This is a genomic window from Pseudoalteromonas sp. KJ63-1 (assembly GCF_055808145.1).
Genome location: NZ_CM147855.1, coordinates 3,124,660 through 3,149,024, shown reverse-complemented (window position 1 = coordinate 3,149,024; position 24,365 = coordinate 3,124,660). Strand labels below are relative to the sequence as shown.

Genomic DNA, 24,365 nt, shown 5'->3' with positions numbered 1-24,365 from the left:
AGCTACAACGATTTTTTTATAGAAATACCCAAGCGCTTGGCTAGCCGCGTTAAGTTAGCGCGGTCGACCTGTAAACTACGAGCTGTGCTTGCCCAGTTATAATTATGTTGTTTAAGTTGCTGTATAATAAGCTGCTGAGTGTAAGTATCGGTGGCTTGCTTTAACGAAATGTTGTTTGCCAAAGGTGTGGTTGCAAGCTGGTTTGAGTTTTCAAGAGCTAAGGTGTTAATAGCGCTTAAATTTAGCTCGCAATGTTCTGGCTCAATAGTAATAATTGGTTGCTGCCATTGATGCTGTTTAGCTTTTAATGCGGCGCGATTAATAACATGTTCCAGCTCTCTTACATTGCCTGGCCAGTCATATCTTTTTAACAGTAATTGCGTTTCAATGCTGAGTTTTAGTTGTTTAATCGCAAGCTTGCGAGCTGTTTTTTCCAAAAAATAACCGGCTAATAAAATAACATCTTCATCACGGGCTTTTAACGGCGCCACGCTCAGCGGGTACACACTTAGGCGATGGTATAAGTCGGCGCGAAATCGTCCCTGTTCAACTTCGTGTTTTAAGTCACGGTTAGTGGCTGCAATCACTCTAACATCAACATATTTAAGTTCATCTTCACCAACGGTTTGTACTTCGCCACTTTGCAGTACCCGCAGTAATTTACTTTGCATTACCAGTGGTAGCTCGCCTATTTCATCCAAAAATAAGGTACCGCCATCGGCTAATTGAAACTTACCTTGGCGAGCATTTTGCGCACCCGTAAAGGCGCCTTTTGCATGGCCAAAAAACTCACTTTCTGCGAGGTTTTCAGGCAGAGATGCACAGTTTAAATGAATCAATGGCTGATCTTTACGTGCTGAATGCAAGTGAATATTACGCGCCACCAACTCTTTGCCAACCCCAGTATCACCTAAAATAAGGACACTAAAGTTTGATGCCGCAACCAGTTTTATCTCATTTTTAAGGGTTTGTATTACTGGGCTTTGGCCAATAATTTCACCACCATCACGTTTAAGTGCCTCACGGTTTAACGCTTGTACTAATTCACTTGAGTGCTGCGCATGTTGTTTGTAATGGGCAAGCTCTAGGGCTGTTTTAAAGTGCGCACTGCACAAGGTTTGTAAGGTGTTGAGTGTATCAGCGGTAATGCCGTCAAACGCATCAGCGTTTAGGCTATCAAAGGTCAGAATACCAAGCAGCGAATCTTTATCGTAAAGCGGTAAACCTAAGCAGGCATGCACTGGAATATCACCGGTTTTAGCTAGTAGTAATCCGTCATATGGGTCTGGAAGCGGGCTGTCATGTGCAAATTGCAGTGCCAAGCGGTGATTACAAATAGCATCAAGACGAGGGTGCTCTGCAATATTAAAACGCCTGCCTAAGCTATCAGGCATTAAACCTTTAATCGCTAAGGGCTTTAATTGCTCGCCTTGGCGAATTAACAAGGCGCTAGCATCACTTGGAATAATACGTTCAACCGTGGCTAAAAGTTGCTCGAAACTGTGCGCATGTAAGGTGCTTTGTGCAAGCTCCAAGGCAACTTGAGTCAGGTTGAGTTGTTGGTTCATGTCAAAATGACCTATTAGTGTATTTTATTGTTTTTTATAGTAGGTCATAAAGACTCTTTTTGTAAAGTGAAATTAAATAATACATTGAATTTAAAGTGTTTATTTAATTGGCATGGTCTGTGTAATAACAAAATAACGAAAGCAGTGATTGGGGTTGTTATGAGCAGTATTTTTTTAGAGCAGGTTAATTATTCAGTGGAGTCTAATTCTCTATATTACCGTTTGCTATCTCATGCAAATAAGATGCTATGTATTAGCGTATTTGGGGTGTTGATTACGCTGTTAATAAGTTATCCCTATGCAGTCTACTTTTCGATACCGGTACAAATTTTTGCACACATTAGCACGATTGTCCTCGCGGCTATTGTCAAGGTGAGTTACATACTGCGCTGTGTGGCGCAGCATGGACTGGGGCAGGAGGTGCGCTAATGAAGCCCATAAATTTAGCCGAACCTATGCCAGCGCAGGTCGCATTTCATCAAGTATCACAATGGTCATTATGGATGTTGGCGTTTAGACCCTTTTTTTAGCTGCTGGATCACTAGCGTGTTTGTCTGTGGGTTATTGGGTACTTATTTTAAGTGGCGATGCACAGTGGCATTTAGTTATGCCAGCTAACTTGTGGCATGCACATGAAATGTTATTTGGCTTTGCGGGCGTGGTTGTGGCTGGCTTTTTACTTACTGCAGCACAAACGTGGACCGGTGTTGCAAGTATTAATGGTAAACCATTGATGTGGCTTAGCTTAATATGGCTTAGTGCACGACTTAGTTTTTTTATAGTTGTGCCTAGCATTGCTCAGTTTAATGTTTATGCGGTACTGATTTTACAAGTTGTTTGGTGGCTCTCGGTAATCATAGTGTTAGCTAGCATGTTGATAAAGGCGAGCAGTAAACGCAACTACTTGTTTTTATTTATTCTTTCATTTTTATTTACGCTCAATATGTTGTACTTAATGTTGCTGCTTAAAAACCAAATGCAGTTAGCGCTTGCAATGGTTGATACCGCAGTACTGGTTATAAGCTTGTTGGTGGGGGTTGTGGCTGGGCGTGTATTACCCTTTTTTACCGCCAAAGGGCTGGGCTTATCTAAGCAGGTACGCACACCAAACATAGATAAAGCTATTTTATACTTATCGGTATTGGCGATAGCATTATTTTTTATTAGCAAATTATTTTTTACTGTAATTAACCCGGCACTAGTTGTGATGAGTGCAGCGTTTTTGCATTTAGTGCGCAGTGTTTGCTGGTGGAATAAGCAAGTGCTAAGAGTCCCATTATTATGGTCGTTACACTTTGCCTATTTAGCCTTAGGTATAGGTTTAATGTTAGTGGCAATCAGTTTTTATAGCAGTGCAATACTGTTTAAAGACGCACTGCATTTTATCACTATTGGTGGTATCGGCATGATGATTTTAGCCATGATGACACGAGTATCACTGGGGCATACCGGTCGCTCACTTACTATTCCGCGTTTTATGAACCTTGCGTTTGCATTGGTGTTTAGTGCTGCAATTATTCGTGCTTTTCTCCCGCCTTTTATTGGACCACACCTAGCTTGGCAGCTTAGCGCTGTGCTTTGGTTACTGGCCTTTTTATTATTTTTAATTCACTGCACACCTATATTAACGCGGCGTCGTGTTGATGGGCGTAGTGGTTAGTTCACCCATAGGAAACCAAAATGTTATCTGAAAAAACTATTAAGATTGTAAAAAGTACAGCTCCATTGCTTGCAGAAGCGGGCACAGTAGTCACTGATCATTTTTATAAGCGCATGTTTAGCCATAACCCGGAACTTAAACATATTTTTAATATGACTAATCAAGAAACGGGTCGTCAGCAATTTGCATTATTTAACGCCTTGGCTGCGTATGCGCAAAATATTGACAATTTAGCCGTGTTAAAAGAGGCATTAGCAAGAATTAACCATAAGCATACCAGCTTGAATATTTTACCCGAGCACTACCCTATTGTGGGGGCGCATTTGATCGGCACACTTAAAGAGCTTATTCCTGAACAGTTTACAGCTGATGTTGAATACGCGTGGCGAGAAGCTTATAACCTACTGGCTGATATTTGTATTACCGAAGAAGCAGCGTTGTATGCACACAGTAAAAATAACCACGGTGGCTGGGTAGGCACACGGAAGTTTGAAATTACCCATAAACATGTTGAGTCTGAATTTGTAACCAGCTTTATCCTCACGCCTGTAGACGGCAAAGCCGTTATTTCCCACAAGCCAGGACAATACATTGGCATTAAAGTTAAGCCTGAGGGGGCTGAATATGAAGAGATCCGCCAGTATTCTATTTCGCAAAAGAGCAATGCTAAAAACTATCGTATTAGCGTTAAAAAAGAGTGCCAACCACAGCCTGGCGTGGTGTCTAATTATTTACACTCACTAGAGCAGGGCGCACGAGTAGAGCTATACCCTCCGGCGGGTGATTTCTTTTTGAAAGATGCAGCAAGCCCTGTTGTGCTTATTTCTGCAGGTGTTGGCCAAACCCCAATGGTGGCTATGCTGCAAACGTTATTGAGTGGCAATACTAATCAAGCGATTAGTTACTTACACGCGTGTGAAAATAGCCTTGAGTATTCATTTAAAGACTACCTAGCGCAGCAAACGGCTATGTATCCACAACTAAAAACCTTAACCTGGTTTAATCAAGGTGGTGGGGGATGTGATTACACAGGTCTTATGGATTTATCTGTGCTTGAGGCATTACTGCCTATTAGCGAGGGTGTATTTTATTTGTGTGGACCAGCTTCGTTCATGGCTTATGTTAAAGGCCAACTACTTGACTTAGGTGTGCAGAGCTCGAATATTCATTACGAAATATTTGGACCACACCAAGTATTGTAAACATAAGTTTACAGTTTTTTGCTGTCGGTGTTTGCGGCATAAGCTTGTTATTGCCACGCATTAAACAGCTTTTGTTGTTTATTTGATATTTTTAAACCATAAGTTTTTTGCATGTAAGCGTATGCATCGGCAATACGTTTACGTGCATAAACCGGCGGTTCAATAACGCGTTGTTTAAAATTAACCTTAACCTCACAGCGACCATATTGATTAGCATTTTGGGCTAACATGCCAAAGCGATAGTTTGAACGATCGGCGTTAATTTCACCGATTGCGGGAGCTAAATTGTTAATATCAGCTTCCATCATGCGAAACTTTGCACTTACTTTACGGCAATTTTTGCGTCCACCATCTTGCCAGCATTGTAACTGATGACCAAACTCCCAAGCGGGTACAATATGTTCCCATTCTATTCGTAGAGCGCGTTGATTCACGTTACCTGAGCGGGTAAATGTATTGCGTGGCACATAACCACAATGGGTTGCATCGGGTACTAACTTTTTGCCTTTACGTTTTATGTCGCAACCACAATAGATACTTTTTGCATTGGTTGGTAAGGTTTTAATTAAGTGTTTTTTAGCACTGGAAAAACGAGTAAATTGCTCAGCATTAATAGTAAAGCTGACAACGCAAAGCAATAACGCAAAAATAAAATGCGGCATATCCTATCACTTTAGTGAACTACAGGAGCCGCGATTTTAAAGCGAATAATCTAAATGGTAAATCAGTTTTCAACCGAGTCCACTTAAAAACTCAGGATAGCTGACGTTTTCTTGTTCTGAATCGGATATTTTGCAGTAATAAAATAAAACCAGTAAAGCTAAAAAACACACTGCTGGCAGCAAAGCTAATGAGTAACGGGTTGTTAAAATCCTCGCGCTCATCGTAATCCATAATATGTAGCATCCAAAAGAAGTCAAACACTCGCCAAATATCACTGCGAACAGTAATTACTTTACCTGTATCTGATGACAAATAGAGGGTGGTGTTAAATGTATCGTTAAATTGTACTTGCCATACATTTTTTTTATAACCGCTTTCTCGTGGGCCTGTAGCTAATAAAGCAGCGCTTGCTAGTTGAGCATTAATAAGTAAGTGTGCGTGTGCATTAGCAATTATTTGCTGTTTGTTAGGTGCTTTAAATGGTTGCCCGGTAATGCCATTAAAATTTTGTTGGTTACCGGCACTGGTTACAGTTATAAGTGGGGTGGATAAAAAATGCGTAAAGATTATTTTAGTCGGGTTGGTTACTTGGGATACGATATCATCAATTAATGTGACGTAATCATGGCTTTTAAAGGGGTTGGTTAGGGTGCGTGTTGCTAGGTGCTTACCATGTACTTTTTCAAGCGGAATAGCGCTCATAATTAAACCGCCAAGCAACCAAGCTAAAATTTGTAAACCTAATAAGTAGCCCAACCATTTATGAAGTTTACGTACTGGTTTAAATATTTTTTTCATAGGTGTTTATCTTATTACTTTTAATAAACATTTTACGCGAATGGCAGGCAGGGCGGGTGCGACAAAATGTCGCACTAGTGCATTCAAATTGAGTTTCAGCACAATAGTGCTAATAGTAAGTCGCAATAACACCCTAAAATAAGAGTATTAACTGATAAAGTATCTATTTATAGGGTGTTGATTTGGTATAACGATAAAACTGCGTTAAAGTTTGCAAGGTAACCATTAGAGGATAAATACGAAACAATGTCGGAAATTCAATTTTTAAATGTAGATCTCGAGCTTGAGTCAAAGCAAGATATTAGCGTATTAGTTGCTGATTTAAAAAAGGTCGCAACCATTTTACATTATGATAAAGACGAATACCGCCAACTGGCACGCATCGAAGTAGCTGGTGAAATAACCACACCCGATAAAGCAATTAATCATTTATGTGAGCTAATTGAGTCGTGTTCACGCAATGCATTAAAGCAATGGTTAAGTTGTTCTCGTAGAACCTTTGATATGGGGTTTGAGTCGGGAACGTCGCCAAAATGTTTTAATCAGGCCCTACATGCAGATACCTTGTTACGCATATCTGCAATTGGCGCAGGCATAGAAGTTACTATTTACCCTCTGGAAAAGTAATTTAACCTTTTCGTTCGACTACGGCTGCGGTCATTCTTGATACGCAGCAAAGCTCATTGCGGCTATTGGTTATTTTAATATCCCAAACCGAGCTGCGTTTACCTATATGATAAGCTTTTGCGGTAGCCGTTAATGTGCCGTTGCGTGACGCTTTTAAGTGACTGGCGCTGATCTCTTGCCCAACACAATAAAATCGACTGAAATCAACTACAAAGTTAGCGGCATAACTTGCTACTGTTTCAGCAAGCACTACATTGGCACCGCCATGCACTATACCCATAGGGTTATGATGCTCTGGAATTGCCGGCATAGTGGCCACTAAGTAATCGTCACCAATTTCACTGATCTCTATTCCCATGGTTTTCATCAGTGTACCTTGACCTGTAATACCCTGATCTAATTGCTTACAAAGTTCTAATGAAATTGGTTGATGCCAAATGCTCATACTCGCTCCTAAAAGAATGTTCAAAAATATAAAATTGAGCTCATATTAAGGTGAAATTTAAATCTTGTCGTGAGTGATAGCAAATAAAATTTTTTTAGCTTAATTTAAGCAGGTCGCCATACTACGACGCCTGCTTATGTAGCTTGCTTATTATTGGTAACTAGCGACCAGTTCTACATTATTATAAGCATCAAAGCCTTTGAGCATGATAGAGTAATTTCCACTGCGAGTATCACTGCAGCTCTCATTATTGCCATTTCTATATGGGCGACAATCAAAATTATTTGTGGATGCCGTTTCGTTAAATTTTACATATATATCAGCATCACCACTACCACCTGATGTTCTAAAAGTAACTTGTGCAGCTTCACTTGGTACTGCAAATGTAAATAACTTTTCGCTATTCTTTGCGCCATTAACCGTAATTGCTTGATTATTTTGGAGCACATTGTCACCAGGAATTGGGGGGTTGAAGATCTAAAGTTTGCAATAATAGGGTTAGTTAAGTTTAACACTCTGGCATTGTCATGTTCTGCCGAAGTCCCCATTACATCTCCATTGTATGATTTATTAGGGTTCGACCAGTAATTAATACGTGTACAATTACCTGGACAATTATATGCCATCACTGAACGCCATTGCGATTGAGGTTGTTGGTAACCATGTCCAAATGAATAAGGAGTTGTTGAAGGATCGTTTTCTGGATTATGGCGAGCGCCTTGTAAGTGCCCAATCTCATGACCAAAGGAGTAGTAGCCTGTCGCACAATCATAATCGACCATAGCAAAAGCGCTTTGAGCATTAGCGCCAATGGCTTTGGCCTGGCCACAGTAACCATTGACATCATTTACTAATATAACTACATCTGCACCGAATTGATCGCGTAATGTATGTGCTTCATCCATATAACCGTCGTTTTTAGCTGCTAAACGATTTAAATCAGTACTTGAGTTTGCAGCTTCAGTATAATTAATTTGGCTAATGTGGGCTATGCTAACAACTGCGTTGACGCCTGAGTTTTGATAACCTTGGTTGGTTTCAACAATCGCAAGATCAATTAAGCTATTTATATCCCCTGATTTTTGAGCTGCTGCTGGGGTATATAAAACTAATAAACTAATATTACTTTGCGTTTCGTTAGCCATTACCGATTGAGTGTTTTGAGCTGTTAAAATTTGTTCACTCATAAACTCCAGGTTATTAGACTGTTTATAGTCGGGAGCATGTTCAGCTGGCTGCTTTTGGGGATCTAATTCAATGAAATTATGACCAGAGTGCTTATTTGGTTGTAATTTATATATCTGTTCACCTACTTTTACAGTACCCGAAATGCCTTTTGCAGATTTAATAAGTGTTATTTCGTCATCTTCTAAACTTTTACCAATCCAAATTAAGCTTCCCGTTGCTGACAAACTTGTTGAACTTTTTATAAATTCAATATCGTTACCTTTAACAGGTAAAAGAAAGGTATTTGTGCTATTTGTGAGCTCAAAAAGAGGCTGGCCAAACTGTAATTGATTACTTGTTTGTGTGGCCACGCTTTGTGACTCATTAATATATTGCACTTCAAAAAGCGGAACTTGAGCTTGTGTATAGCCGCTGAATAGGAGCCCAACAAATAAAGGTGAGTGTTTTTTCATTTCATAGTCCTTTTATATTTGTTTTGTCCACATAAAGTGTACACGGTAATATTTTTATTTCAATTAATTAACATCCTTACTTATTAAAATTAACCATTGTTGTAAATTTTAAGATACATTTTTTATTTTTACTGTTGATGGGTTGCTTTAATCAGTGCAAAAATAATTTTAAGTAGTTAAGAGCGGGTTATATTCTTAATGCGATAAGCTAATTATTATCAGTGGAACTAACTTAATTTATATTTGCGATCTTAAAATAACTGTATATACTCACAGTTAATTGTACTGTATGGAAAACCAGTTGTATGCGACCATTAACGAAACGCCAAGCGCAAATACTCGAACTTATTAAAGTGTTTATTAAAGACACTGGTATGCCTCCTACACGTGCCGAAATTGCACAAACACTGGGTTTTAAAAGTGCGAATGCCGCAGAAGAACATTTAAAAGCACTGGCTAAAAAAGGTGTGATTAAAATGAAGCCGGGCGCGAGCCGGGGTATTCAGCTTGTTGAAGAAGAAGAGCCAGAGCAGCTGGGCTTACCTTTAATTGGTCGAGTTGCTGCGGGTGAGCCAATATTGGCGCAACAGCATGTAGAAAGCCACTGTAAAATTGACCCTTTAATGTTTAAACCAGCGGCCGATTTTTTACTGCGTGTTAACGGCATGAGTATGAAAGATATTGGCATTATGGATGGCGACTTACTCGCTGTACATAAAACTCAAGTAGCTGAAAATGGTCAGGTTGTTGTTGCTCGAGTGGATGATGATGTTACGGTTAAACGTTTAGAAAAAGCCGGCAGAAAAGTATTACTGCATGCTGAAAATGACGAGTTTTCAGCTATTGAAGTAGACTTGGAAAATGAATCTTTCAATATTGAAGGTTTAGCGGTGGGTGTTATTCGTAACGCTGATTGGATGTGATAGTTAAACATAACTTAGCGCTTAATATTGATTAGGCGCTGTTTTTACATGCATTATTTTCGTACGATATTGCTTGCGAATCGCTTTTTGTTATTTCAAAAAAATCGCTAAATACTTTATAAATAAACAAATTTATTCTAATTGTTTTAAATCATAAAACTTTATATTTTTTCCGCTGTTATTCAAGCTACCCCTTACCAACTCTGACTCTTAGATTAATTACCTTATTTGTGACTATTTTCTTTGCTGCACTTTTTTTAAGTAACCTCTTGTTTATTTTTCATACTCACCTTGCTTATTGTTTATTTTTTAACTAGTTATTAAAGAGCTGGAATAAAAATAACTCACAGCCTTGTCGTTTTGAGCACACACATTTAGTAACTCCAGCACCCTTATAAAAAATAAAAATAACGAATGGGCGTTTAAGCCGTATGCCTCTTCGCTTTGCGTCAGCAATAGCATCAAAGGAGCCGTCACATGGGTAAGCTGAGTTCTTCCTTGTGGCTTATATTGTTAGTTTTTTCGCAAAATGTGCTTGCTAATAGCCAATATAATATGCGTAAAGGCGTAACTGATATAAGTAATAATGTATACCAACTGCACATGACCATATTTTTAATATGTTGTGTGATTGGGGTGATCGTGTTTGCCATTATGTTTTGGGCACTCATCCATCATCGCAAGTCTAAAGGGGCTGTCCCTGCCCAGTTTCATGAAAGTACCAAAGTAGAAATACTCTGGACTGCCATTCCTTTTGTCATCTTAATTGTTATGGCCATTCCTGCGACTAAAACGTTAATTGCCATGGAGGATGCCAGCAAAGCTGATATCACCATAAAAATTACTGGATCACAGTGGAAGTGGCATTATGAGTATATGGGGGAGGACGTTGAGTTTTATTCAATGTTAGCGACTCCTCAAAATGAAATAACGAATCTTGCCGATAAAAACCCGAATTATTTACTCGAAGTAGATAAGCCGCTGGTGCTACCGATTAATCAAAAAGTACGTTTTTTAATGACTTCAGATGATGTAATTCACTCATGGTGGGTACCTGATTTTGCAGTTAAAAAAGATGCAAACCCTGGGTTTATTAACGAAACATGGACCAATATTAATGAAGTAGGTACTTACCGCGGGCAGTGTGCAGAGCTGTGTGGTAAAGATCATGGTTTCATGCCTGTTGTGGTAGAAGCAAAAACAGAAGAAGACTTCAAAACGTGGTTGGCAGAAGCTAAACAAGCTAAACAAAAAGCGGCTGAAGCAGACGCTGCGTTATTAGATCAAGTGGTACCAAAAGAGGAGCTGATGGCTCTTGGTGAGCAAGTTTATATGGCGAGCTGTGCTGCGTGTCACCAACCAACAGGTTTAGGTTTGCCGGGTGTTTTTCCAGCACTTAAAGGCAGCCCAATAGTTATAGGTGATATCAAAGGTCATATCGATATCTTACTTCATGGTAAACCAGGTACAGCGATGCAGTCTTTTGCAAAGCAATTATCTATTAAGCAGATAGCAGCCGTTATTACTTATAAGCGTAACGCATGGGGTAATGATACTGGAGAGGTAATTCAACCAAGCGAAATACAAGCGGCACTGGATGCTGATGGGGAGGCTAAATAATGAGTAGCATTGCAGAACAACCTAACACCAATGAGGCTCATCATGCCCATCAACCTGCAACAGGCTTTAAGCGCTGGTTATTTACAACCAACCATAAAGATATAGGAAGCTTATATTTAATTTTTTCTCTCACCATGTTTTTGATTGGTGGAGCAATGGCTATGGTTATTCGGGCTGAGTTATTTCAGCCGGGTTTACAATTGGTTGATCCTCACTTTTTTAATCAAATGACCACAGTACACGGTTTAATCATGGTGTTTGGTGCAGTAATGCCTGCATTTACTGGATTGGCAAACTGGATGATTCCGTTAATGATTGGTGCGCCAGATATGGCATTACCGAGAATGAACAACTGGAGCTTCTGGATTTTACCGTTTGCGTTTTTGATTTTGTTAGCGTCACTGTTTATGCCTGGTGGCGGTCCTGCATTTGGGTGGACCTTTTACGCTCCGCTTTCGACCACTTATAGTAACGACAACACAGCAATGTTTGTATTTGCAGTACATATAATGGGTATCAGTTCGATAATGGGTGCCATTAATGTGGTGGTCACCATAGTGAATATGCGAGCTCCGGGTATGACATGGATGAAACTGCCGTTATTTGTGTGGACATGGCTGATCACGGCTTTTTTACTTATTGCAGTAATGCCGGTACTTGCTGGTGCAGTTACTATGGTACTCACCGATAAATACTTTGCGACCAGCTTCTTTGATGCCGCTGGTGGTGGTGATCCGGTAATGTTCCAGCATATTTTTTGGTTTTTCGGTCATCCTGAAGTTTATATTATGATTTTGCCTGCCTTTGGCATTATCTCTACGATTGTTCCTACTTTTTCACGTAAAAAACTATTTGGTTATGCCTCTATGGTGTACGCCACTTCCTCGATTGCCTTGTTGAGCTTTATTGTGTGGGCGCATCATATGTTTACTACAGGTATGCCCGTGGCGGGAGAGTTGTTTTTTATGTACGCGACTATGCTGATATCGGTACCTACCGGCGTAAAAGTATTTAACTGGGTAGCAACTATGTGGCGTGGCTCTATTAGCTTTGAAGTGCCGATGCTGTTTAGTATCGCATTTATTGTGCTGTTTACTTTAGGTGGCTTTTCGGGATTGATGCTGGCTATTACGCCTGCTGATTTTCAATACCACGACACCTACTTTGTAGTTGCACACTTCCATTATGTACTCGTAACGGGCGCGGTGTTTTCTATTATGGCGGGGGCTTATTATTGGCTGCCAAAATGGACCGGAAATATGTTCAATATTACCTTGGCAAAATGGCATTTTTGGTTGTCGTTGGTAAGTGTAAATGTGCTGTTTTTCCCAATGCATTTTGTGGGATTAGCCGGTATGCCACGTCGAATTCCTGATTATGCGCTGCAGTTTGCTGACTTTAACGCCATTATTAGTATAGGTGGGTTTGCCTTTGGTTTATCACAATTACTGTTTGTTGTTGTTGTGTATAAATGTGCAAAAGGGGGCGATAAAGTGCCTGCAAAAGTTTGGGATGGGGCAGAAGGGCTTGAATGGGAAGTTGATTCACCAGCGCCATATCATACGTTCTCAACGCCGCCGGACATTAAATAATGACTCACTTGCCGTTATTAAAAAAGCTGGTGGTTATTTGCATTGCAATGTTTGCTTTTGCATTTGCCATGGTGCCTATATATGACGTGTTTTGCGATATAACCGGGCTTAATGGTAAGCCCTCGCTAGAACAAGCACAGCAAAGTACCTTGGTTACTGAGAATAGAGAGGTCAGCGTTAGTTTTACCACGCATGCCCAAAGTGGTGCGCCTTTTGAGGTTAAATCTAAAGAATACAGTGTAGATGTAAAACCAGGGGCCATGCGTGAGGTTATGTTTAGCGCTAAAAACAACAGTAATGAAGACAAAGTGATGCAAGCGATACCCTCGGTAGCGCCGGGTAAAGCGGCTAAGTATTTACACAAAATAGCGTGTTTTTGCTTTGACCAGCAACCTTTAAAAGCTGGCGAGGAGTTAGAGTTTAAATTACTTTTTTATGTTGATACTGAGTTACCCAGTGATGTGGAGGAGTTAACTCTGTCTTATACCGTATTTGATATTAGCGAGAAGTTAGTAGCCAGTAATAACTAGCTTATAAAACTAGTGAAAAACTAGGAGCAAATGAAATGAATCAAAAATATGAACATTATTACGTACCTGATCAAAGCCCATGGCCAATAGTTGGCGCAGTGGCGCTATTTTTTATTGCGGTAGGGGCAGCCTTAACAGTTATGGATATGGGTAAAGAGGGAGGCAGCGGTGTTTACGTACTGTATGTGGGTATTGCCATATTGCTTTATATGCTGTTTAGCTGGTTTAAAAATGTGATTGAAGAGTCGCATCAAGGTTTATATTCTGCCCAAATGGATCGCTCATTCAGGCAAGGTATGAGCTGGTTTATTTTTTCAGAAGTCATGTTTTTTATGGCTTTTTTTGGTGCCCTTTTTTATGCCCGCATGTTCTCTGTACCTTGGCTTGGAGGCGCCGATAACAACGCCATGACTAACGAGGTGTTATGGCCTACTTTTGAGGCTGTGTGGCCATTGTTAAATACCCCTGGAGGCACCACTACGCAAGCAATGGGCTGGCAAGGGTTACCACTTATAAATACCCTTATTTTATTAGCCTCGTCGGTAACTCTGCATTTTGCTCATGTAGCGATGGAAAATAACAAACGCACGCCACTTAAGGTGTTTTTAGGCGTAACTATTTTACTGGGAGTATGTTTTTTAGGGCTCCAAGTAGAAGAATATATTTATGCTTATAACGACCTTAATCTAACCCTTGATGCAGGAATTTACGGTAATACTTTCTTTTTGTTAACCGGCTTTCACGGCATGCATGTCACCTTAGGTACCATTATTTTATTAATCGTTTTTCTACGGATTTTAAAAGGTCATTTTACAAAAAATAAGCACTTCGCGTTTCAAGCTGCGGCGTGGTACTGGCATTTTGTTGATGTTGTTTGGCTGTGCCTGTTTGTATTTGTATATGTACTTTAGTGATTAAGGGCGATTGATTGGCCGTAATAAAACCAAGTTTTAGTGCGGCAATTACCATCACTAGCACTACAACAGAAAATAACACTCGACGCCCTAAAAAGTGAGACATGGGGCGTCCATTAGTTTTTCCCGACACCATAATTAATAAAGCACGAAATAAATTAAACAATATAAATAATAACAGTAGAACAATAATAATTTTAATAATCACTGGATTTACCCTTATGCAGTTAGTTGTATTTAACAAACAAAAGCTTAGCTCAATAATCACAGTTTGCCTGGTTGTTATTGTGGTATTAGTTTGTGTGCGTTTAGGATTTTGGCAATTACAACGAGCAGATCAAAAGCAACAGCAGCTTAATGCCATTGAAAATATACAACAGCAAGGGGTTATGAACTGGGCACAGTTGCACCAACTGCCAAAAGAGTGGAATAAAACCGGGGTATTAGTTTCTTTGAGTGGTTATTTTGATACCAATAATTATTGGCTGCTCGATAACCAAATTTATAATGGTCAGGTTGGTTACGATTTACTGAGCTTATTAAAACTACCTGATGAGTCGCGATTTTTATTAGTTAATTTAGGCTGGGTAAAAGCAGGACGTTCAAGAGAAACCCTACCAAACGTGACAATACCTAGTGGTAGATTTACGTTAACGGCACAAATTAAAGAAGATAATTTAAGTGGCTTTACCTTAGCTGATAGTAATACTCAATCAGATTTAGCTAAGCGAATTCAAATCATTGATCTGCAAGCACTCAGTAGCCAATCTCAGCGAACTTTAGTGGATTTTATGGCCTATCGCCAAGGCGGTGAAGATGAGATTGCTGCTCCCCATTATGAAGCTGTTGTGATGAGTCCAGAAAAACACTATGCCTACTCAGTGCAGTGGTTTTTAATTGCGATTGCCTGTGTGGTAGTTGCTATTTTTGCAAGCAAGAAGAGGATAGATAATGAAAAATAAACCCCTGTTGCTCTTTGTTGTATGCTGCGCTATCCCTTTAGTGCTGGCTTACAGCGCGTTAAAACTTGATTGGCTACCTACAGCAATTACTAACCATGGTGAATTTTTAGAGCGTGAAATTAAGCTAGACAATTGGCAGCAGCATAATCCAAAACAATGGACTATTGCTTTAAATTATTCAGCACAATGCGAGGAGTCTTGCTCAGAGCAGCTCGCCGCTTTAGATAATTTATATGTTGCCCTTGGCAAAAATCAACACAAAGTAGATATGGCGATAATGGGGAGACCCAAAGCTGCGAAGCCGCATTGGCATATGATTGCTGAACAACAGCAGTTAAAACCTGCGAGTTTGTATTTAATCGACCATATGGGGCTGATTGTGTTGGAATATCCATTTAACCCTCAACCACAAGAAAACCGTTTGATACAAAAGGGATTATTGAAAGATCTAAAAAAATTACTTAATTACTCTCGATCAAGCTAAGTAGAGGCTGCTATGTATAAAAACTATAAAAATTTGGTATTAGCAACGAGTTTATTCGCACTAATTGTGGTGGCTTTAGGCGCATATACGCGCTTAAGTGATGCAGGGCTTGGTTGCCCAGATTGGCCTGGTTGTTATGGCTTTTTAACCGTACCAAAACACGAGGCCGAGATTGCGCAAGCGATTCAGAGCTACCCCGATATGATATTTGAAACGGCAAAAGCATGGAAAGAAATGATTCATCGCTATTTTGCTGGCACGCTCGGAGTATTAATTTTAGTGTTGTTTATTTTGGCTTTTGTAAAACGCCAGTATCCGACTACGCCTGTAAAATTACCAATGCTATTGCTTTTACTTGTTATTTTTCAGGCCGCGCTAGGTATGTGGACGGTGACTATGAACTTGCAGCCGCTAATTGTGATGGGGCATTTACTCGGAGGGTTTAGCATTTTGGCGTTATTAACGCTTTTGTACTTAAGGCTGACCAGCCAGCCTATTACGGGTGGGGACGCAGGTGCAAAACCCCACTTTAAACTAAGCTTGGTAGCGCTCACGGTACTTATTTTACAAATCGCTCTAGGTGGCTGGTTAGCGGCTAATTATGCCGCGCCACATTGTAATGGTTTGCCGCTATGTAGTTATGCTCAGCCATTTTCGCTCAGTAGTGTTTTTCAGTTACCGTTAGAGCACAGTAATTATGAGTTTGGTGTCTTGTCACAACAAGCGCGTATGTCTATTCATTTGCTGCATCGTATGTGGGCACTAGTTACTTGTATTGTGCTGGCACTTGTTATGTGGCGTATATATAGCCATGCCTATTCACAAAAAATTAAAAGCTGCACAGTAAGTGTATTGGTAGCGTTATTTTGCCAGATAGCGTTGGGGTTAGCAGTTGTGTACTTTCACTTCCCAATTAGTGTTGCGCTGGCGCATAACTTAATGGCTGCCATACTGTTATTAACTATGGTTAGGTTATGTTATTACCTAAAAGTACGTACTTAAAGGGGAATCGTTATGGCACTTACAATTAACAAAAAAGCAATGCAGCCCGTTTATAGCGCATCGTTATTGACTAAAAGTTACCATTTAATCCAAGATTATTTGGCAATCAGTAAATTTAAAGTAGTGGCTATGCTGGTGTTAACGGCATGGGTGGGCTTAGCCCTAGCCCCTGACGTTGGCAGAGGTGTTGGGGTTCAATTCATAAGTTTATTAGGGATTGGCTTACTCTCTGCGGCAGCTGCCGTTATCAATCATGTGGTTGATAGTGAAATTGATAGTAAAATGGCACGTACACGCCACCGCCCAGTCGCCAAAGGACGCTTAAGTAAATTACACGCATTGAGTTTTGCTGCTGTTATTGGCGTGGCAGGGTTTATTATGTTGATGTTGTGGGCAAATACACTCACTGCCATACTTACTTTATTTGCACTTGTAGGTTACGCATTTATTTATACGTCGTTTCTAAAGCGCGCCACGCCACAAAATATAGTGATTGGTGGTTTGGCTGGCGCCATGCCTCCTTTACTTGGTTGGGTGTCTGAAACCAATCAAATGGCAGCCGCTCCTTGGTTGTTGGTTATGATTATATTCACATGGACTCCTCCGCACTTTTGGGCGTTAGCCATCGCGCGCAAAAGTGATTACGAACGCGCTAAAATCCCTATGTTACCTGTGACCCATGGAATCGAATTTTGTAAAACCTGTGTGCTCGCGTACTCAGTGCTATTAGCCATTGTGTGCGTATTACCTTACTTGATAGGTATGTCGGGACTTATTTATTTAAGCGGAGCATGTATTCTTAATATAATTTTTATATACAAAGCAATTAACTTAAAATTTGCCGCTAAAGAAGACACCGCAATGGATTTATTTCGTTTTTCGATTGTTCATTTAATGATACTCTTTGTTATCTTGTTTATAGATAAATGGCTAGTTATATGAAGCAGTTATGGTGTGGGTTAATTGTTTTTTCGGTGCTTTTTTTATCGGCATGTGGTGATAAAAAAAGTTTACAGGATCTTGATGTATTAGTGTACGAAACAGCAAAACCGTTATCTGATTTCTCGTTGAATGATCAACATGGAGAGTTAGTAACCAAACAGCAGTTTTTGGGTCAATGGAACTTAGTCTTTTTAGGCTACACAAGCTGTCCTGATATTTGTCCAATGACGCTTGCTAAGCTCAACAATGTCTATAAAAACTTACAAGCTAATTATCCCGTGCAGGTGTGGTTTATATCTGTTGATCCTAAACGAGATATTGCTCAAAGGCGTAAAGAGTACATAGATTATTTTAACCCTGACTTTTTAGCTGTATCTGGTGAGCATAAAGACCTATTTCCATTTGTACGTGAGTTGGGATTAATTTATGCAATTAGTGATAGTGATGAGTCTGACTATGCGGTGGATCATAGTGCATCTGTTGCACTTGTGGATGGCAGTGGCGCACTAAGAGCTATTTTTAAGCCCGAATTTAAACAAGGAGATGTGCCTTTGGTTAATACTACAAAACTAACGGCAGAATTTATTGAAATTGCAGATTTTTACAAAAACTAGCTTTTAATGGTTTAATGATTTTAAAGGGGCTTTGTGCCCCTTTTTACGTTTTTTAACAGCTGATTTTAATTAATTAGTTATTTTTTAGTCGTTTTTATGGCGTTTTCATTATCTCGGTCTAAGCTTTTGGTATGGATCGAGTTGATAAGGAAAAGCTTAAAAATGCTTAAACTACCAAATGAACTTTCAATTGTTCAAGTTGACGTTTTACATCAAGATTTATTAAGCGAACTTAATAACAGCCGAGATATTTGTCTGGATATTAGCGATGTTATGTCTGCTGATACCGCCTCGGTTCAACTTCTTTGTGCCCTACAAAAACACCTTCTTACTATTAATCAAAAAATTGCCTGGGTTGGCAGCAGTGACGCATTAAAAAATGTCATTGAACAACTCGGTTTAAGTGAATATTTAGCTTCAGAAAGTACTAACTAGAGGTTTATATGAAAAGAATTTTAGCTGTCGATGATTCTGCATCAATGCGCCAAATGGTGAGCTTTACGTTAAAAACAGCAGGGTTTGATGTTACCGAAGCCAAAGATGGCAGCGAGGCATTAGCCATTGCCAAGCAACAAGGTTTTGATGCAGTTATTTCTGATGTAAACATGCCAATTATGGATGGGATCACGCTTATTAGAGAGCTAAGAGGGCTACCAGATTACAAGTTTACACCGCTGCTTATGTTAACTACAGAGTCGGGGATGGATAAAAAAGTAGAAGGTAAAGCTGCAGGGGCAACAGGATGGATTGTAAAACCTTTTAATCCAGATCAGCTATTAGCCGTGCTAAAAAAAGTAATCCGTTAACTTAGGAGTGCACTGTGAGTATTGATTTAAGCCAGTTTTTTGAAGTGTTCTTTGAAGAGAGTTTTGAAGGCCTCGATATAATGGAGACTGAATTACTCAACTTAGTGCCAGGCGAAGAAGACTTAGAAACCATTAATACTATATTTAGAGCTGCCCACTCAATAAAAGGGGGCAGTGCTACTTTTGGGTTCAACTCAATTGCAAATTTTACCCACGTATTAGAAACATTACTGGATCAAATTCGCGAAGGTGAGCGCAATATAACTAGCGAGCACATTAATTTATTACTTAAATCAGTGGATTGCTTAAGGGCTTTGCTAAGTTCGCTAAAAGTACAGGAAGAACCAGATTTAGCCCAAGCAGATACTTTGCGAGAGCAGTTCGAGAAATTACTAGGTATGCCAGCTGGTGAAGAACAAGGTGAAGAAACACATCATGAACAGGTTATAGTTAATACTTACCAGATTGATTTTAAGCCACATTTTCATCTATTTAAAACCGGTAATGAACCTTTGTTTATGATCAGCGAATTAGCCGAGCTTGGTGAGTTAGAAGTACAGGTATTCACCGATGCCATACCTGATATTAAAGAATTATCCAGCGATGAGTGCTTTTTATATTGGCGGTTCTTCTTAAACACTGAGCGAGATGAGCAAGCTATTAAAGAGATTTTTGAATGGGTTGAAGATGATGCAGATATTAAAATTGAGCTGTGTGGAGGCTTATTTAATGATGCTAAAGCCGGATCAGAAGAAGTAATTAACGAATCGGCTATTGAAGTCGAAGTTCCCAAAACTGCTGAGCAACCCAAAGCAAATAAAGCAAAGGCAGTTGCCAATGCGCCCAGTGCAAAAGCTGCACCAGAATCAACCTCTATTCGAGTTGGTATCGATAAGGTTGACTCATTAATTAATATGGTAGGTGAGTTGGTTATTACCCAAGCAATGTTAAATCAGCTTAGCGAACAGGAAATGACAGCCACTGCAGTAACCTCGCTTCAAGAGGGGTTAGCACAACTAGCGCATAATACGCGAGACTTACAAGAAAACGTGATGCGTATTCGTATGCTGCCAATTAATTTTGTGTTTAGTCGCTTTCCACGTTTGGTGCGTGATATTGCTCAAAAGCTCAATAAAGAGGTGGAGTTAAAGCTGATCGGAGAGCAAACCGAGTTAGATAAAACTGTGATGGAAAAAATATCCGATCCCATGGTGCATTTAGTAAGAAACTCACTGGATCATGGTATTGAAACTGTTGAAAAGCGTATTGCAGCAGGTAAAGATCCTGTGGGTAAGGTTACATTAAATGCTTTTCATCAGGGAGGAAATATCGTCATTGAAATTATGGACGATGGCCAAGGCCTTAACACCCAAAAGATTAAAGAAAAAGCGATTGCCAACGAACTCATTGCTAGCGATAGCGAGTTAACAGATGATGAAATTAACGAACTTATATTCATGCCAGGGTTTTCTACTGCTGATGAAGTAAGTGACTTATCTGGCCGGGGTGTGGGTATGGACGTGGTGAAACGCAATATCCAATCATTAAATGGCTCGGTAGAAGTAACATCCGCTGCTGGAATTGGTTCTACCTTTACTATTCGGCTACCGCTTACCTTGGCTATTTTAGATGGGCAATTAGTTAAAGTAGCCAAGCATACTTACATTATTCCACTGATCTCGATTGTAGAATCGCTGCAAATTGATATTGCAAAAGTAAGCCGTGTTGGGAAAGACCTAGATGTACTCAGATTACGTGATGAATACATTCCTATTCTGCGTTTATATGAGATTTTTAACCATCAAGATGCGATTGAATCATTAGATAAGACCTTATTGGTTGTGGTGGAGAACGATAATCAAAAAGTAGGAGTGCTGGTTGATGACTTACTTTCACAACAACAGGTGGTTATAAAAAGCTTGGAGGCTAATTATCACAAAGTGGACGGAGTTTCTGGAGCAACTATTTTAGGTGATGGTCGCGTTTCGTTAATTTTAGATATTAGCGGTTTGATTAAGCTTTCAGGGTTAAAAAAACCTGGTAGCCAAGCATTGAGTATTGAACCATCAGCTACTCTGGAGGATTCATGTTCTCTGAATCAATAGCATTAAATAGCAATATTGAGCTGCAGCGCAAAGAGGGGATTAAGCAGTTTCTTACCTTTATTATGGCTGAAGAAGAATACGGAGTAGATATATTAACGGTGCAAGAAATCCGCAGCTGGGAAGACATAACCGCACTGCCAAATGCCCCTGAGTACGTAAAAGGCGTTATTAATTTACGCGGCACTATAGTGCCCATTATTGATTTACGCTTACGGTTTGGCTTACCCACTATTGCCTATGGGCCGTTAACAGTAGTGATTATTGTAAAAGTAGATTTTGAGCAAGAAAGTAAAGTAATGGGTATTACGGTAGATGCAGTGGCCGATGTTTATAGCATTGCAGAGCAAGATGCTAAAGCTGTGCCGAGTTTAACCCAAACCAATGAAAGTGAATATGTAGCAGGGTTAGTCAATGTAGGCGAAAAAATGGTCGCCCTAATTGATTTGCCAGCAACCATGGATATTTAGCGGTAACAGTAACTAAATAAAGTAAATAACTTAAAGGTGGTGATAAGCATGGGATGGTTTAGTAATTCAAAACAGTCTAAATCAAGCAATGATTTGATCATAAATGCATTGCATAAATCATTAGCAATAATTGAATTTGAGCCTAATGGAAGAATAATTACTGCCAATGTTAATTTTCTTCGTGTAATGGATTACTCACTTGCTGAGGTTCAAGGTCAGCACCACTCTTTATTTGTTAGTCCTAGCGAAGCGAAAAGCGATGAGTACCGTCAGTTTTGGCAGCGATTGAGCGCGGGTGAATTTATTTCAGATGAATTTAAGCGGTTTGGAAAAAATGGTAAAGAAGTATGGATACAAGCCACGTATAACCCTGTTATAGATTCTCAGGGGCAAGTAATTAAAGTGATTAAGTTTGCTACTGAGATCACTTTGCAAAAATTAAAGGCAGCCGAAGCAGCTGGACAAGTTGCAGCAATTCATAAATCGCAAGCGGTAATCGAGTTTGACTTAGATGGCACAGTGATTAATGCCAACAAGAACTTTTTAGCCACATTTGGCTACCAACTTGATGAAATACAGGGTAAGCACCATCGTTTATTTGTTGCACCTGAGTATGCAAATAGTGCGGATTATCAAACTTTCTGGGCCAAACTGGGTAGAGGTGAATACGACCGAGGTGAGTATTTACGATTTGATAAACAAGGCCGTGAAATTTGGATTAATGCTTCTTACAATCCCATTTATGATATGGACGGAAAATTAATAAAAATCATAAAATATGCAACGGACATTAGCGAACAAAAAGAACTAGAAAAAACCTCTAAAAAAACTGCCGACTTAGCCAGCGCCCTAAAAGTATGCCAAGCGAATGTGATGATTGCTGATAATGACTTAAACATTATTTTTGTCAACGAACAAGTTAAGCAAATGCTAAAAGCACGCGAAAGAGATTTGCAATCGGTATTACCTAACTTTGCTGTAAGTGACTTAATCGGCACATGTGTTGATGATTTTCATCAACATCCGGCGCATCAGCGCGAGCTATTAAAAAAATTAGATGCGCCCCATAAAGCGACACTTAAATTAGCTGGTCTTATTTTTGATTTAATTGCTTCGCCATGGTTTAACGAAGAAGGAGAACGTTTAGGAACAATTGTTGAGTGGCAAGATATTACTGATGAAGTATTTAAGGCCGATGCAGAGCGTGCCAGAGCACAGGAAAACTTACGTGTTCGTCGCGCGTTAGACACTGTAGCAACAAACACTATGATTGCAGATGCATCGAATGTGATTGTTTATATGAATGACGCGGTGAAAAATATGATGAGCAATGCTCAAAATGATATACGCATTGATTTACCTAACTTTGATAGCAAAAATCTACTGAATCAAAATATTGATATATTTCATAAAAATCCAGCCCATCAGCAAAATATGTTGGCTAAGTTAACGGATACCTACAACACTGAAATTAAAGTGGGAGGCAGAACCTTTGGCTTAGTTGCTAACCCAATTATTACGCCAGACGATGAGCGCATTGGAACTGTAGTTGAATGGGAAGACAGAACAGCAGAAGTAGCCATAGAAAAAGAGGTTGCTCAGCTGGTCAATGCCGCAAGTAAAGGAGAGTTAAATAGCCGTGTGGTTGAGCAAGGAAAGGATGGCTTTTTCCTACGTTTAGCTCAAGGTCTTAATAGTTTAGTTAAAGTGGTTGACGAAGCGGTAACTGATACTGGCAATATGCTTGATGCCATGGCTACTGGTGATTTATCTAAACGGATTGAAAAACAGTATCACGGCTCGTTTGAAAAACTGAAAACAGATGCAAATGCGACAGCAGATAAGCTAACTGAGGTTATTAATCGAATTAACACATCAGCCACTTTGGTGGCCAGTGGAGCAGAAGAGATTTCACAAGGTAATGCTGATCTAAGTCAGCGCACAGAGGAGCAAGCATCGTCATTAGAGGAGACGGCTTCTAGTATGGAAGAGATGACCAGTACGGTTCGTCAAAATGCTGATAATGCCAAGGTGGCTAATGACTTAGCTGAAGAAACCTGTGATAAAGCAGTTCAAGGTGGCGAGGTTGTGAATAAGGCCGTAACCAGTATGTCTGCAATTAATGAATCGAGTAAAAAAATTGCTGACATCATAGGTGTAATAGACGAAATAGCATTCCAAACAAACCTACTAGCTCTCAATGCTGCTGTAGAAGCTGCAAGAGCAGGTGAGCAAGGCCGAGGTTTTGCGGTTGTTGCGGGTGAAGTGCGTAACTTAGCTCAGCGCTCAGCTGGTGCAGCTAAAGAAATTAAAGAGTTAATTAGAGATAGTGTTGGCAAAGTTGCTGATGGTAGCGCTCTTGTAAATGAATCAGGTGTGACGTTACAGGAGATTGTGGTGTCGGTGAAACGTGTGACACAAATGATAGCTGATATAACTCAGGCCTCTGAAGAGCAAAGTGCAGGGATTGAGCAAGTAAATAAAGCTGTATCGCAAATGGATGAAATGACTCAGCAAAATGCGGCATTGGTTGAAGAGGCATCGGCTGCGGGTGAATCTATGGCAGAGCAGGCTAATGAAATGCGCCGTTTACTGCACTTCTTTTCACTAGGGCAGCAAGATATGGCGGTTGTATCGCCCACCATTCGCACCCCTGAAATAACGCATAAGCAAGAAAATAGCTTTGTTAATAATAAAAGCAAAGGTGAAAACTTTGTAGACTCAGCTGAAGAGTGGGAGGAGTTTTAACCCTATTTTAGATGGTTCAAACAATGAGGTTAGTTTGAATCTATCTTTATATT

The 24,365-nt window shown here is 39.9% G+C and carries 24 protein-coding genes and 1 pseudogene; 18 read left to right on the top strand and 7 right to left on the bottom strand.

The window, feature by feature from the left end; translation table 11 throughout:
* Positions 1 to 2: 2 nt before the first annotated feature.
* Positions 3 to 1,568, bottom strand: coding sequence for a nitric oxide reductase transcriptional regulator NorR (norR, locus tag AC0L7Q_RS15020; protein WP_413400948.1), 1,566 nt, complete (start codon positions 1,566 to 1,568; stop codon positions 3 to 5).
* 428 nt (positions 1,569 to 1,996) lie between these two features.
* Between norR and AC0L7Q_RS15015 the strand changes: the two are divergent.
* A pseudogene (locus tag AC0L7Q_RS15015) lies at positions 1,997 to 3,228 on the top strand (NnrS family protein).
* 20 nt (positions 3,229 to 3,248) lie between these two features.
* A complete protein-coding gene (gene hmpA, locus AC0L7Q_RS15010; RefSeq protein WP_413400946.1) occupies positions 3,249 to 4,430 on the top strand; it encodes an NO-inducible flavohemoprotein in 1,182 nt (393 codons plus the stop codon).
* A gap of 47 nt (positions 4,431 to 4,477) precedes the next feature.
* Here hmpA and AC0L7Q_RS15005 read toward each other — a convergent pair whose 3' ends face one another.
* Together AC0L7Q_RS15005 and AC0L7Q_RS15000 are read right to left on the bottom strand one after the other, a co-directional pair.
* Entirely contained in the window at positions 4,478 to 5,092 is a 615-nt protein-coding gene (locus AC0L7Q_RS15005) for an endonuclease (RefSeq protein ID WP_413400945.1), read from the bottom strand.
* A 91-nt stretch (positions 5,093 to 5,183) separates the two neighbouring features.
* Entirely contained in the window at positions 5,184 to 5,891 is a 708-nt protein-coding gene (locus tag AC0L7Q_RS15000; protein ID WP_413400944.1) for a hypothetical protein, read from the bottom strand.
* A gap of 246 nt (positions 5,892 to 6,137) precedes the next feature.
* On the opposite strand from AC0L7Q_RS15000, the gene AC0L7Q_RS14995 reads away from it, so the two are divergent.
* Positions 6,138 to 6,518: a hypothetical protein gene (locus AC0L7Q_RS14995; protein WP_008114170.1), complete on the top strand. Its 381-nt coding sequence runs from the start codon at positions 6,138 to 6,140 to the stop codon at positions 6,516 to 6,518.
* Position 6,519: 1 nt separating this feature from the next.
* On the opposite strand, the gene AC0L7Q_RS14990 is transcribed toward AC0L7Q_RS14995, so the two are convergent.
* The 3 genes from AC0L7Q_RS14990 to AC0L7Q_RS14980 all read right to left on the bottom strand — a co-directional run bounded on the left by AC0L7Q_RS14990 (position 6,520) and on the right by AC0L7Q_RS14980 (position 8,603).
* On the bottom strand, positions 6,520 to 6,963 hold the full coding sequence (locus tag AC0L7Q_RS14990) for a PaaI family thioesterase (RefSeq protein ID WP_413400943.1): 444 nt from the start codon (positions 6,961 to 6,963) through the stop codon (positions 6,520 to 6,522).
* 150 nt (positions 6,964 to 7,113) lie between these two features.
* Complete coding sequence (locus AC0L7Q_RS14985; protein WP_409425598.1) at positions 7,114 to 7,389, bottom strand: PPC domain-containing protein; 276 nt, start codon at positions 7,387 to 7,389, stop codon at positions 7,114 to 7,116.
* A complete protein-coding gene (locus tag AC0L7Q_RS14980; RefSeq protein WP_409424145.1) occupies positions 7,272 to 8,603 on the bottom strand; it encodes a M12 family metallo-peptidase in 1,332 nt (443 codons plus the stop codon). The genes AC0L7Q_RS14985 and AC0L7Q_RS14980 overlap by 118 nt, the downstream gene beginning before the upstream one ends.
* 305 nt (positions 8,604 to 8,908) lie before the next feature.
* Here AC0L7Q_RS14980 and lexA point away from each other — a divergent pair, with 305 nt between their 5' ends.
* From lexA to AC0L7Q_RS14955, 5 genes are all read left to right on the top strand, one after another.
* Positions 8,909 to 9,526 (top strand): transcriptional repressor LexA, encoded by a 618-nt coding sequence (gene lexA / locus AC0L7Q_RS14975; RefSeq protein WP_010392379.1) that lies wholly within the window; start codon positions 8,909 to 8,911, stop codon positions 9,524 to 9,526.
* 477 nt (positions 9,527 to 10,003) lie between these two features.
* Complete coding sequence (gene coxB, locus AC0L7Q_RS14970; RefSeq protein WP_054202822.1) at positions 10,004 to 11,146, top strand: cytochrome c oxidase subunit II; 1,143 nt, start codon at positions 10,004 to 10,006, stop codon at positions 11,144 to 11,146.
* Positions 11,146 to 12,738: a cytochrome c oxidase subunit I gene (gene ctaD / locus AC0L7Q_RS14965; protein ID WP_008114160.1), complete on the top strand. Its 1,593-nt coding sequence runs from the start codon at positions 11,146 to 11,148 to the stop codon at positions 12,736 to 12,738. The genes coxB and ctaD overlap by 1 nt, the downstream gene beginning before the upstream one ends.
* Positions 12,738 to 13,268, top strand: coding sequence for a cytochrome c oxidase assembly protein (locus AC0L7Q_RS14960; protein WP_010392384.1), 531 nt, complete (start codon positions 12,738 to 12,740; stop codon positions 13,266 to 13,268). Before ctaD ends, AC0L7Q_RS14960 begins: the two co-directional genes overlap by 1 nt.
* Before the next feature lie 35 nt (positions 13,269 to 13,303).
* Positions 13,304 to 14,179, top strand: a complete 876-nt coding sequence (locus AC0L7Q_RS14955) for a cytochrome c oxidase subunit 3 (RefSeq protein WP_413400941.1) — start codon at positions 13,304 to 13,306, stop codon at positions 14,177 to 14,179.
* Here AC0L7Q_RS14955 and AC0L7Q_RS14950 read toward each other — a convergent pair.
* A complete protein-coding gene (locus AC0L7Q_RS14950) occupies positions 14,079 to 14,390 on the bottom strand; it encodes a DUF2909 family protein (RefSeq protein ID WP_413400940.1) in 312 nt (103 codons plus the stop codon). The two genes, AC0L7Q_RS14955 and AC0L7Q_RS14950, sit on opposite strands and share 101 nt — an antisense overlap.
* A gap of 13 nt (positions 14,391 to 14,403) precedes the next feature.
* On the opposite strand from AC0L7Q_RS14950, the gene AC0L7Q_RS14945 reads away from it, so the two are divergent.
* The 10 genes from AC0L7Q_RS14945 (at position 14,404) to AC0L7Q_RS14900 (ending at position 24,312) form a co-directional block, all read left to right on the top strand.
* Positions 14,404 to 15,144, top strand: a complete 741-nt coding sequence (locus AC0L7Q_RS14945; RefSeq protein WP_413400939.1) for an SURF1 family protein — start codon at positions 14,404 to 14,406, stop codon at positions 15,142 to 15,144.
* Positions 15,134 to 15,628 (top strand): transmembrane cytochrome oxidase associated protein, encoded by a 495-nt coding sequence (locus AC0L7Q_RS14940; RefSeq protein ID WP_178956741.1) that lies wholly within the window; start codon positions 15,134 to 15,136, stop codon positions 15,626 to 15,628. The genes AC0L7Q_RS14945 and AC0L7Q_RS14940 overlap by 11 nt, the downstream gene beginning before the upstream one ends.
* 12 nt (positions 15,629 to 15,640) lie before the next feature.
* Positions 15,641 to 16,630, top strand: a complete 990-nt coding sequence (locus AC0L7Q_RS14935) for a COX15/CtaA family protein (protein WP_413400938.1) — start codon at positions 15,641 to 15,643, stop codon at positions 16,628 to 16,630.
* 12 nt (positions 16,631 to 16,642) lie between these two features.
* Positions 16,643 to 17,572 carry a heme o synthase gene (gene cyoE, locus AC0L7Q_RS14930; RefSeq protein ID WP_413400937.1) on the top strand — a complete coding sequence of 310 codons (930 nt, stop codon included), beginning with the start codon at positions 16,643 to 16,645 and terminating at the stop codon, positions 17,570 to 17,572.
* A complete protein-coding gene (locus AC0L7Q_RS14925) occupies positions 17,569 to 18,186 on the top strand; it encodes an SCO family protein (RefSeq protein WP_413400936.1) in 618 nt (205 codons plus the stop codon). The genes cyoE and AC0L7Q_RS14925 overlap by 4 nt, the downstream gene beginning before the upstream one ends.
* Positions 18,187 to 18,348: 162 nt before the next feature.
* Positions 18,349 to 18,621, top strand: a complete 273-nt coding sequence (locus AC0L7Q_RS14920) for an STAS domain-containing protein (protein WP_138608351.1) — start codon at positions 18,349 to 18,351, stop codon at positions 18,619 to 18,621.
* Between the two features lie 8 nt (positions 18,622 to 18,629).
* Complete coding sequence (locus AC0L7Q_RS14915; RefSeq protein ID WP_008115349.1) at positions 18,630 to 18,992, top strand: response regulator; 363 nt, start codon at positions 18,630 to 18,632, stop codon at positions 18,990 to 18,992.
* Positions 18,993 to 19,006: 14 nt separating this feature from the next.
* Positions 19,007 to 21,097, top strand: a complete 2,091-nt coding sequence (locus AC0L7Q_RS14910; protein WP_413400935.1) for a chemotaxis protein CheA — start codon at positions 19,007 to 19,009, stop codon at positions 21,095 to 21,097.
* The gene (locus tag AC0L7Q_RS14905) at positions 21,079 to 21,564 is read left to right on the top strand and encodes a chemotaxis protein CheW (protein ID WP_409424130.1); all 486 of its coding nucleotides are present in this window, start codon (positions 21,079 to 21,081) and stop codon (positions 21,562 to 21,564) included. The genes AC0L7Q_RS14910 and AC0L7Q_RS14905 overlap by 19 nt, the downstream gene beginning before the upstream one ends.
* A 48-nt stretch (positions 21,565 to 21,612) precedes the next feature.
* Complete coding sequence (locus tag AC0L7Q_RS14900) at positions 21,613 to 24,312, top strand: methyl-accepting chemotaxis protein (RefSeq protein WP_413400934.1); 2,700 nt, start codon at positions 21,613 to 21,615, stop codon at positions 24,310 to 24,312.
* Positions 24,313 to 24,365: the final 53 nt, after the last annotated feature.

Bases quoted from the DNA above. Each gene is read 5' to 3' on its own strand.
- AC0L7Q_RS14940 (WP_178956741.1), top strand. From the start codon at position 15,134: ATGAAAAATAAACCCCTGTTGCTCTTTGTTGTATGCTGCGCTATCCCT.
- AC0L7Q_RS14955 (WP_413400941.1), top strand. From the start codon at position 13,304: ATGAATCAAAAATATGAACATTATTACGTACCTGATCAAAGCCCATGG.
- ctaD (WP_008114160.1), top strand. From the start codon at position 11,146: ATGAGTAGCATTGCAGAACAACCTAACACCAATGAGGCTCATCATGCC.
- AC0L7Q_RS14945 (WP_413400939.1), top strand. From the start codon at position 14,404: ATGCAGTTAGTTGTATTTAACAAACAAAAGCTTAGCTCAATAATCACA.
- cyoE (WP_413400937.1), top strand. From the start codon at position 16,643: ATGGCACTTACAATTAACAAAAAAGCAATGCAGCCCGTTTATAGCGCA.
- lexA (WP_010392379.1), top strand. From the start codon at position 8,909: ATGCGACCATTAACGAAACGCCAAGCGCAAATACTCGAACTTATTAAA.
- hmpA (WP_413400946.1), top strand. From the start codon at position 3,249: ATGTTATCTGAAAAAACTATTAAGATTGTAAAAAGTACAGCTCCATTG.
- norR (WP_413400948.1), bottom strand. From the start codon at position 1,568: ATGAACCAACAACTCAACCTGACTCAAGTTGCCTTGGAGCTTGCACAA.
- AC0L7Q_RS14905 (WP_409424130.1), top strand. From the start codon at position 21,079: ATGTTCTCTGAATCAATAGCATTAAATAGCAATATTGAGCTGCAGCGC.
- AC0L7Q_RS14915 (WP_008115349.1), top strand. From the start codon at position 18,630: ATGAAAAGAATTTTAGCTGTCGATGATTCTGCATCAATGCGCCAAATG.
- AC0L7Q_RS14920 (WP_138608351.1), top strand. From the start codon at position 18,349: ATGCTTAAACTACCAAATGAACTTTCAATTGTTCAAGTTGACGTTTTA.
- AC0L7Q_RS14925 (WP_413400936.1), top strand. From the start codon at position 17,569: ATGAAGCAGTTATGGTGTGGGTTAATTGTTTTTTCGGTGCTTTTTTTA.
- AC0L7Q_RS14990 (WP_413400943.1), bottom strand. From the start codon at position 6,963: ATGAGCATTTGGCATCAACCAATTTCATTAGAACTTTGTAAGCAATTA.
- AC0L7Q_RS14995 (WP_008114170.1), top strand. From the start codon at position 6,138: ATGTCGGAAATTCAATTTTTAAATGTAGATCTCGAGCTTGAGTCAAAG.
- coxB (WP_054202822.1), top strand. From the start codon at position 10,004: ATGGGTAAGCTGAGTTCTTCCTTGTGGCTTATATTGTTAGTTTTTTCG.
- AC0L7Q_RS15000 (WP_413400944.1), bottom strand. From the start codon at position 5,891: ATGAAAAAAATATTTAAACCAGTACGTAAACTTCATAAATGGTTGGGC.
- AC0L7Q_RS14900 (WP_413400934.1), top strand. From the start codon at position 21,613: ATGGGATGGTTTAGTAATTCAAAACAGTCTAAATCAAGCAATGATTTG.
- AC0L7Q_RS15005 (WP_413400945.1), bottom strand. From the start codon at position 5,092: ATGCCGCATTTTATTTTTGCGTTATTGCTTTGCGTTGTCAGCTTTACT.
- AC0L7Q_RS14935 (WP_413400938.1), top strand. From the start codon at position 15,641: ATGTATAAAAACTATAAAAATTTGGTATTAGCAACGAGTTTATTCGCA.
- AC0L7Q_RS14980 (WP_409424145.1), bottom strand. From the start codon at position 8,603: ATGAAAAAACACTCACCTTTATTTGTTGGGCTCCTATTCAGCGGCTAT.
- AC0L7Q_RS14960 (WP_010392384.1), top strand. From the start codon at position 12,738: ATGACTCACTTGCCGTTATTAAAAAAGCTGGTGGTTATTTGCATTGCA.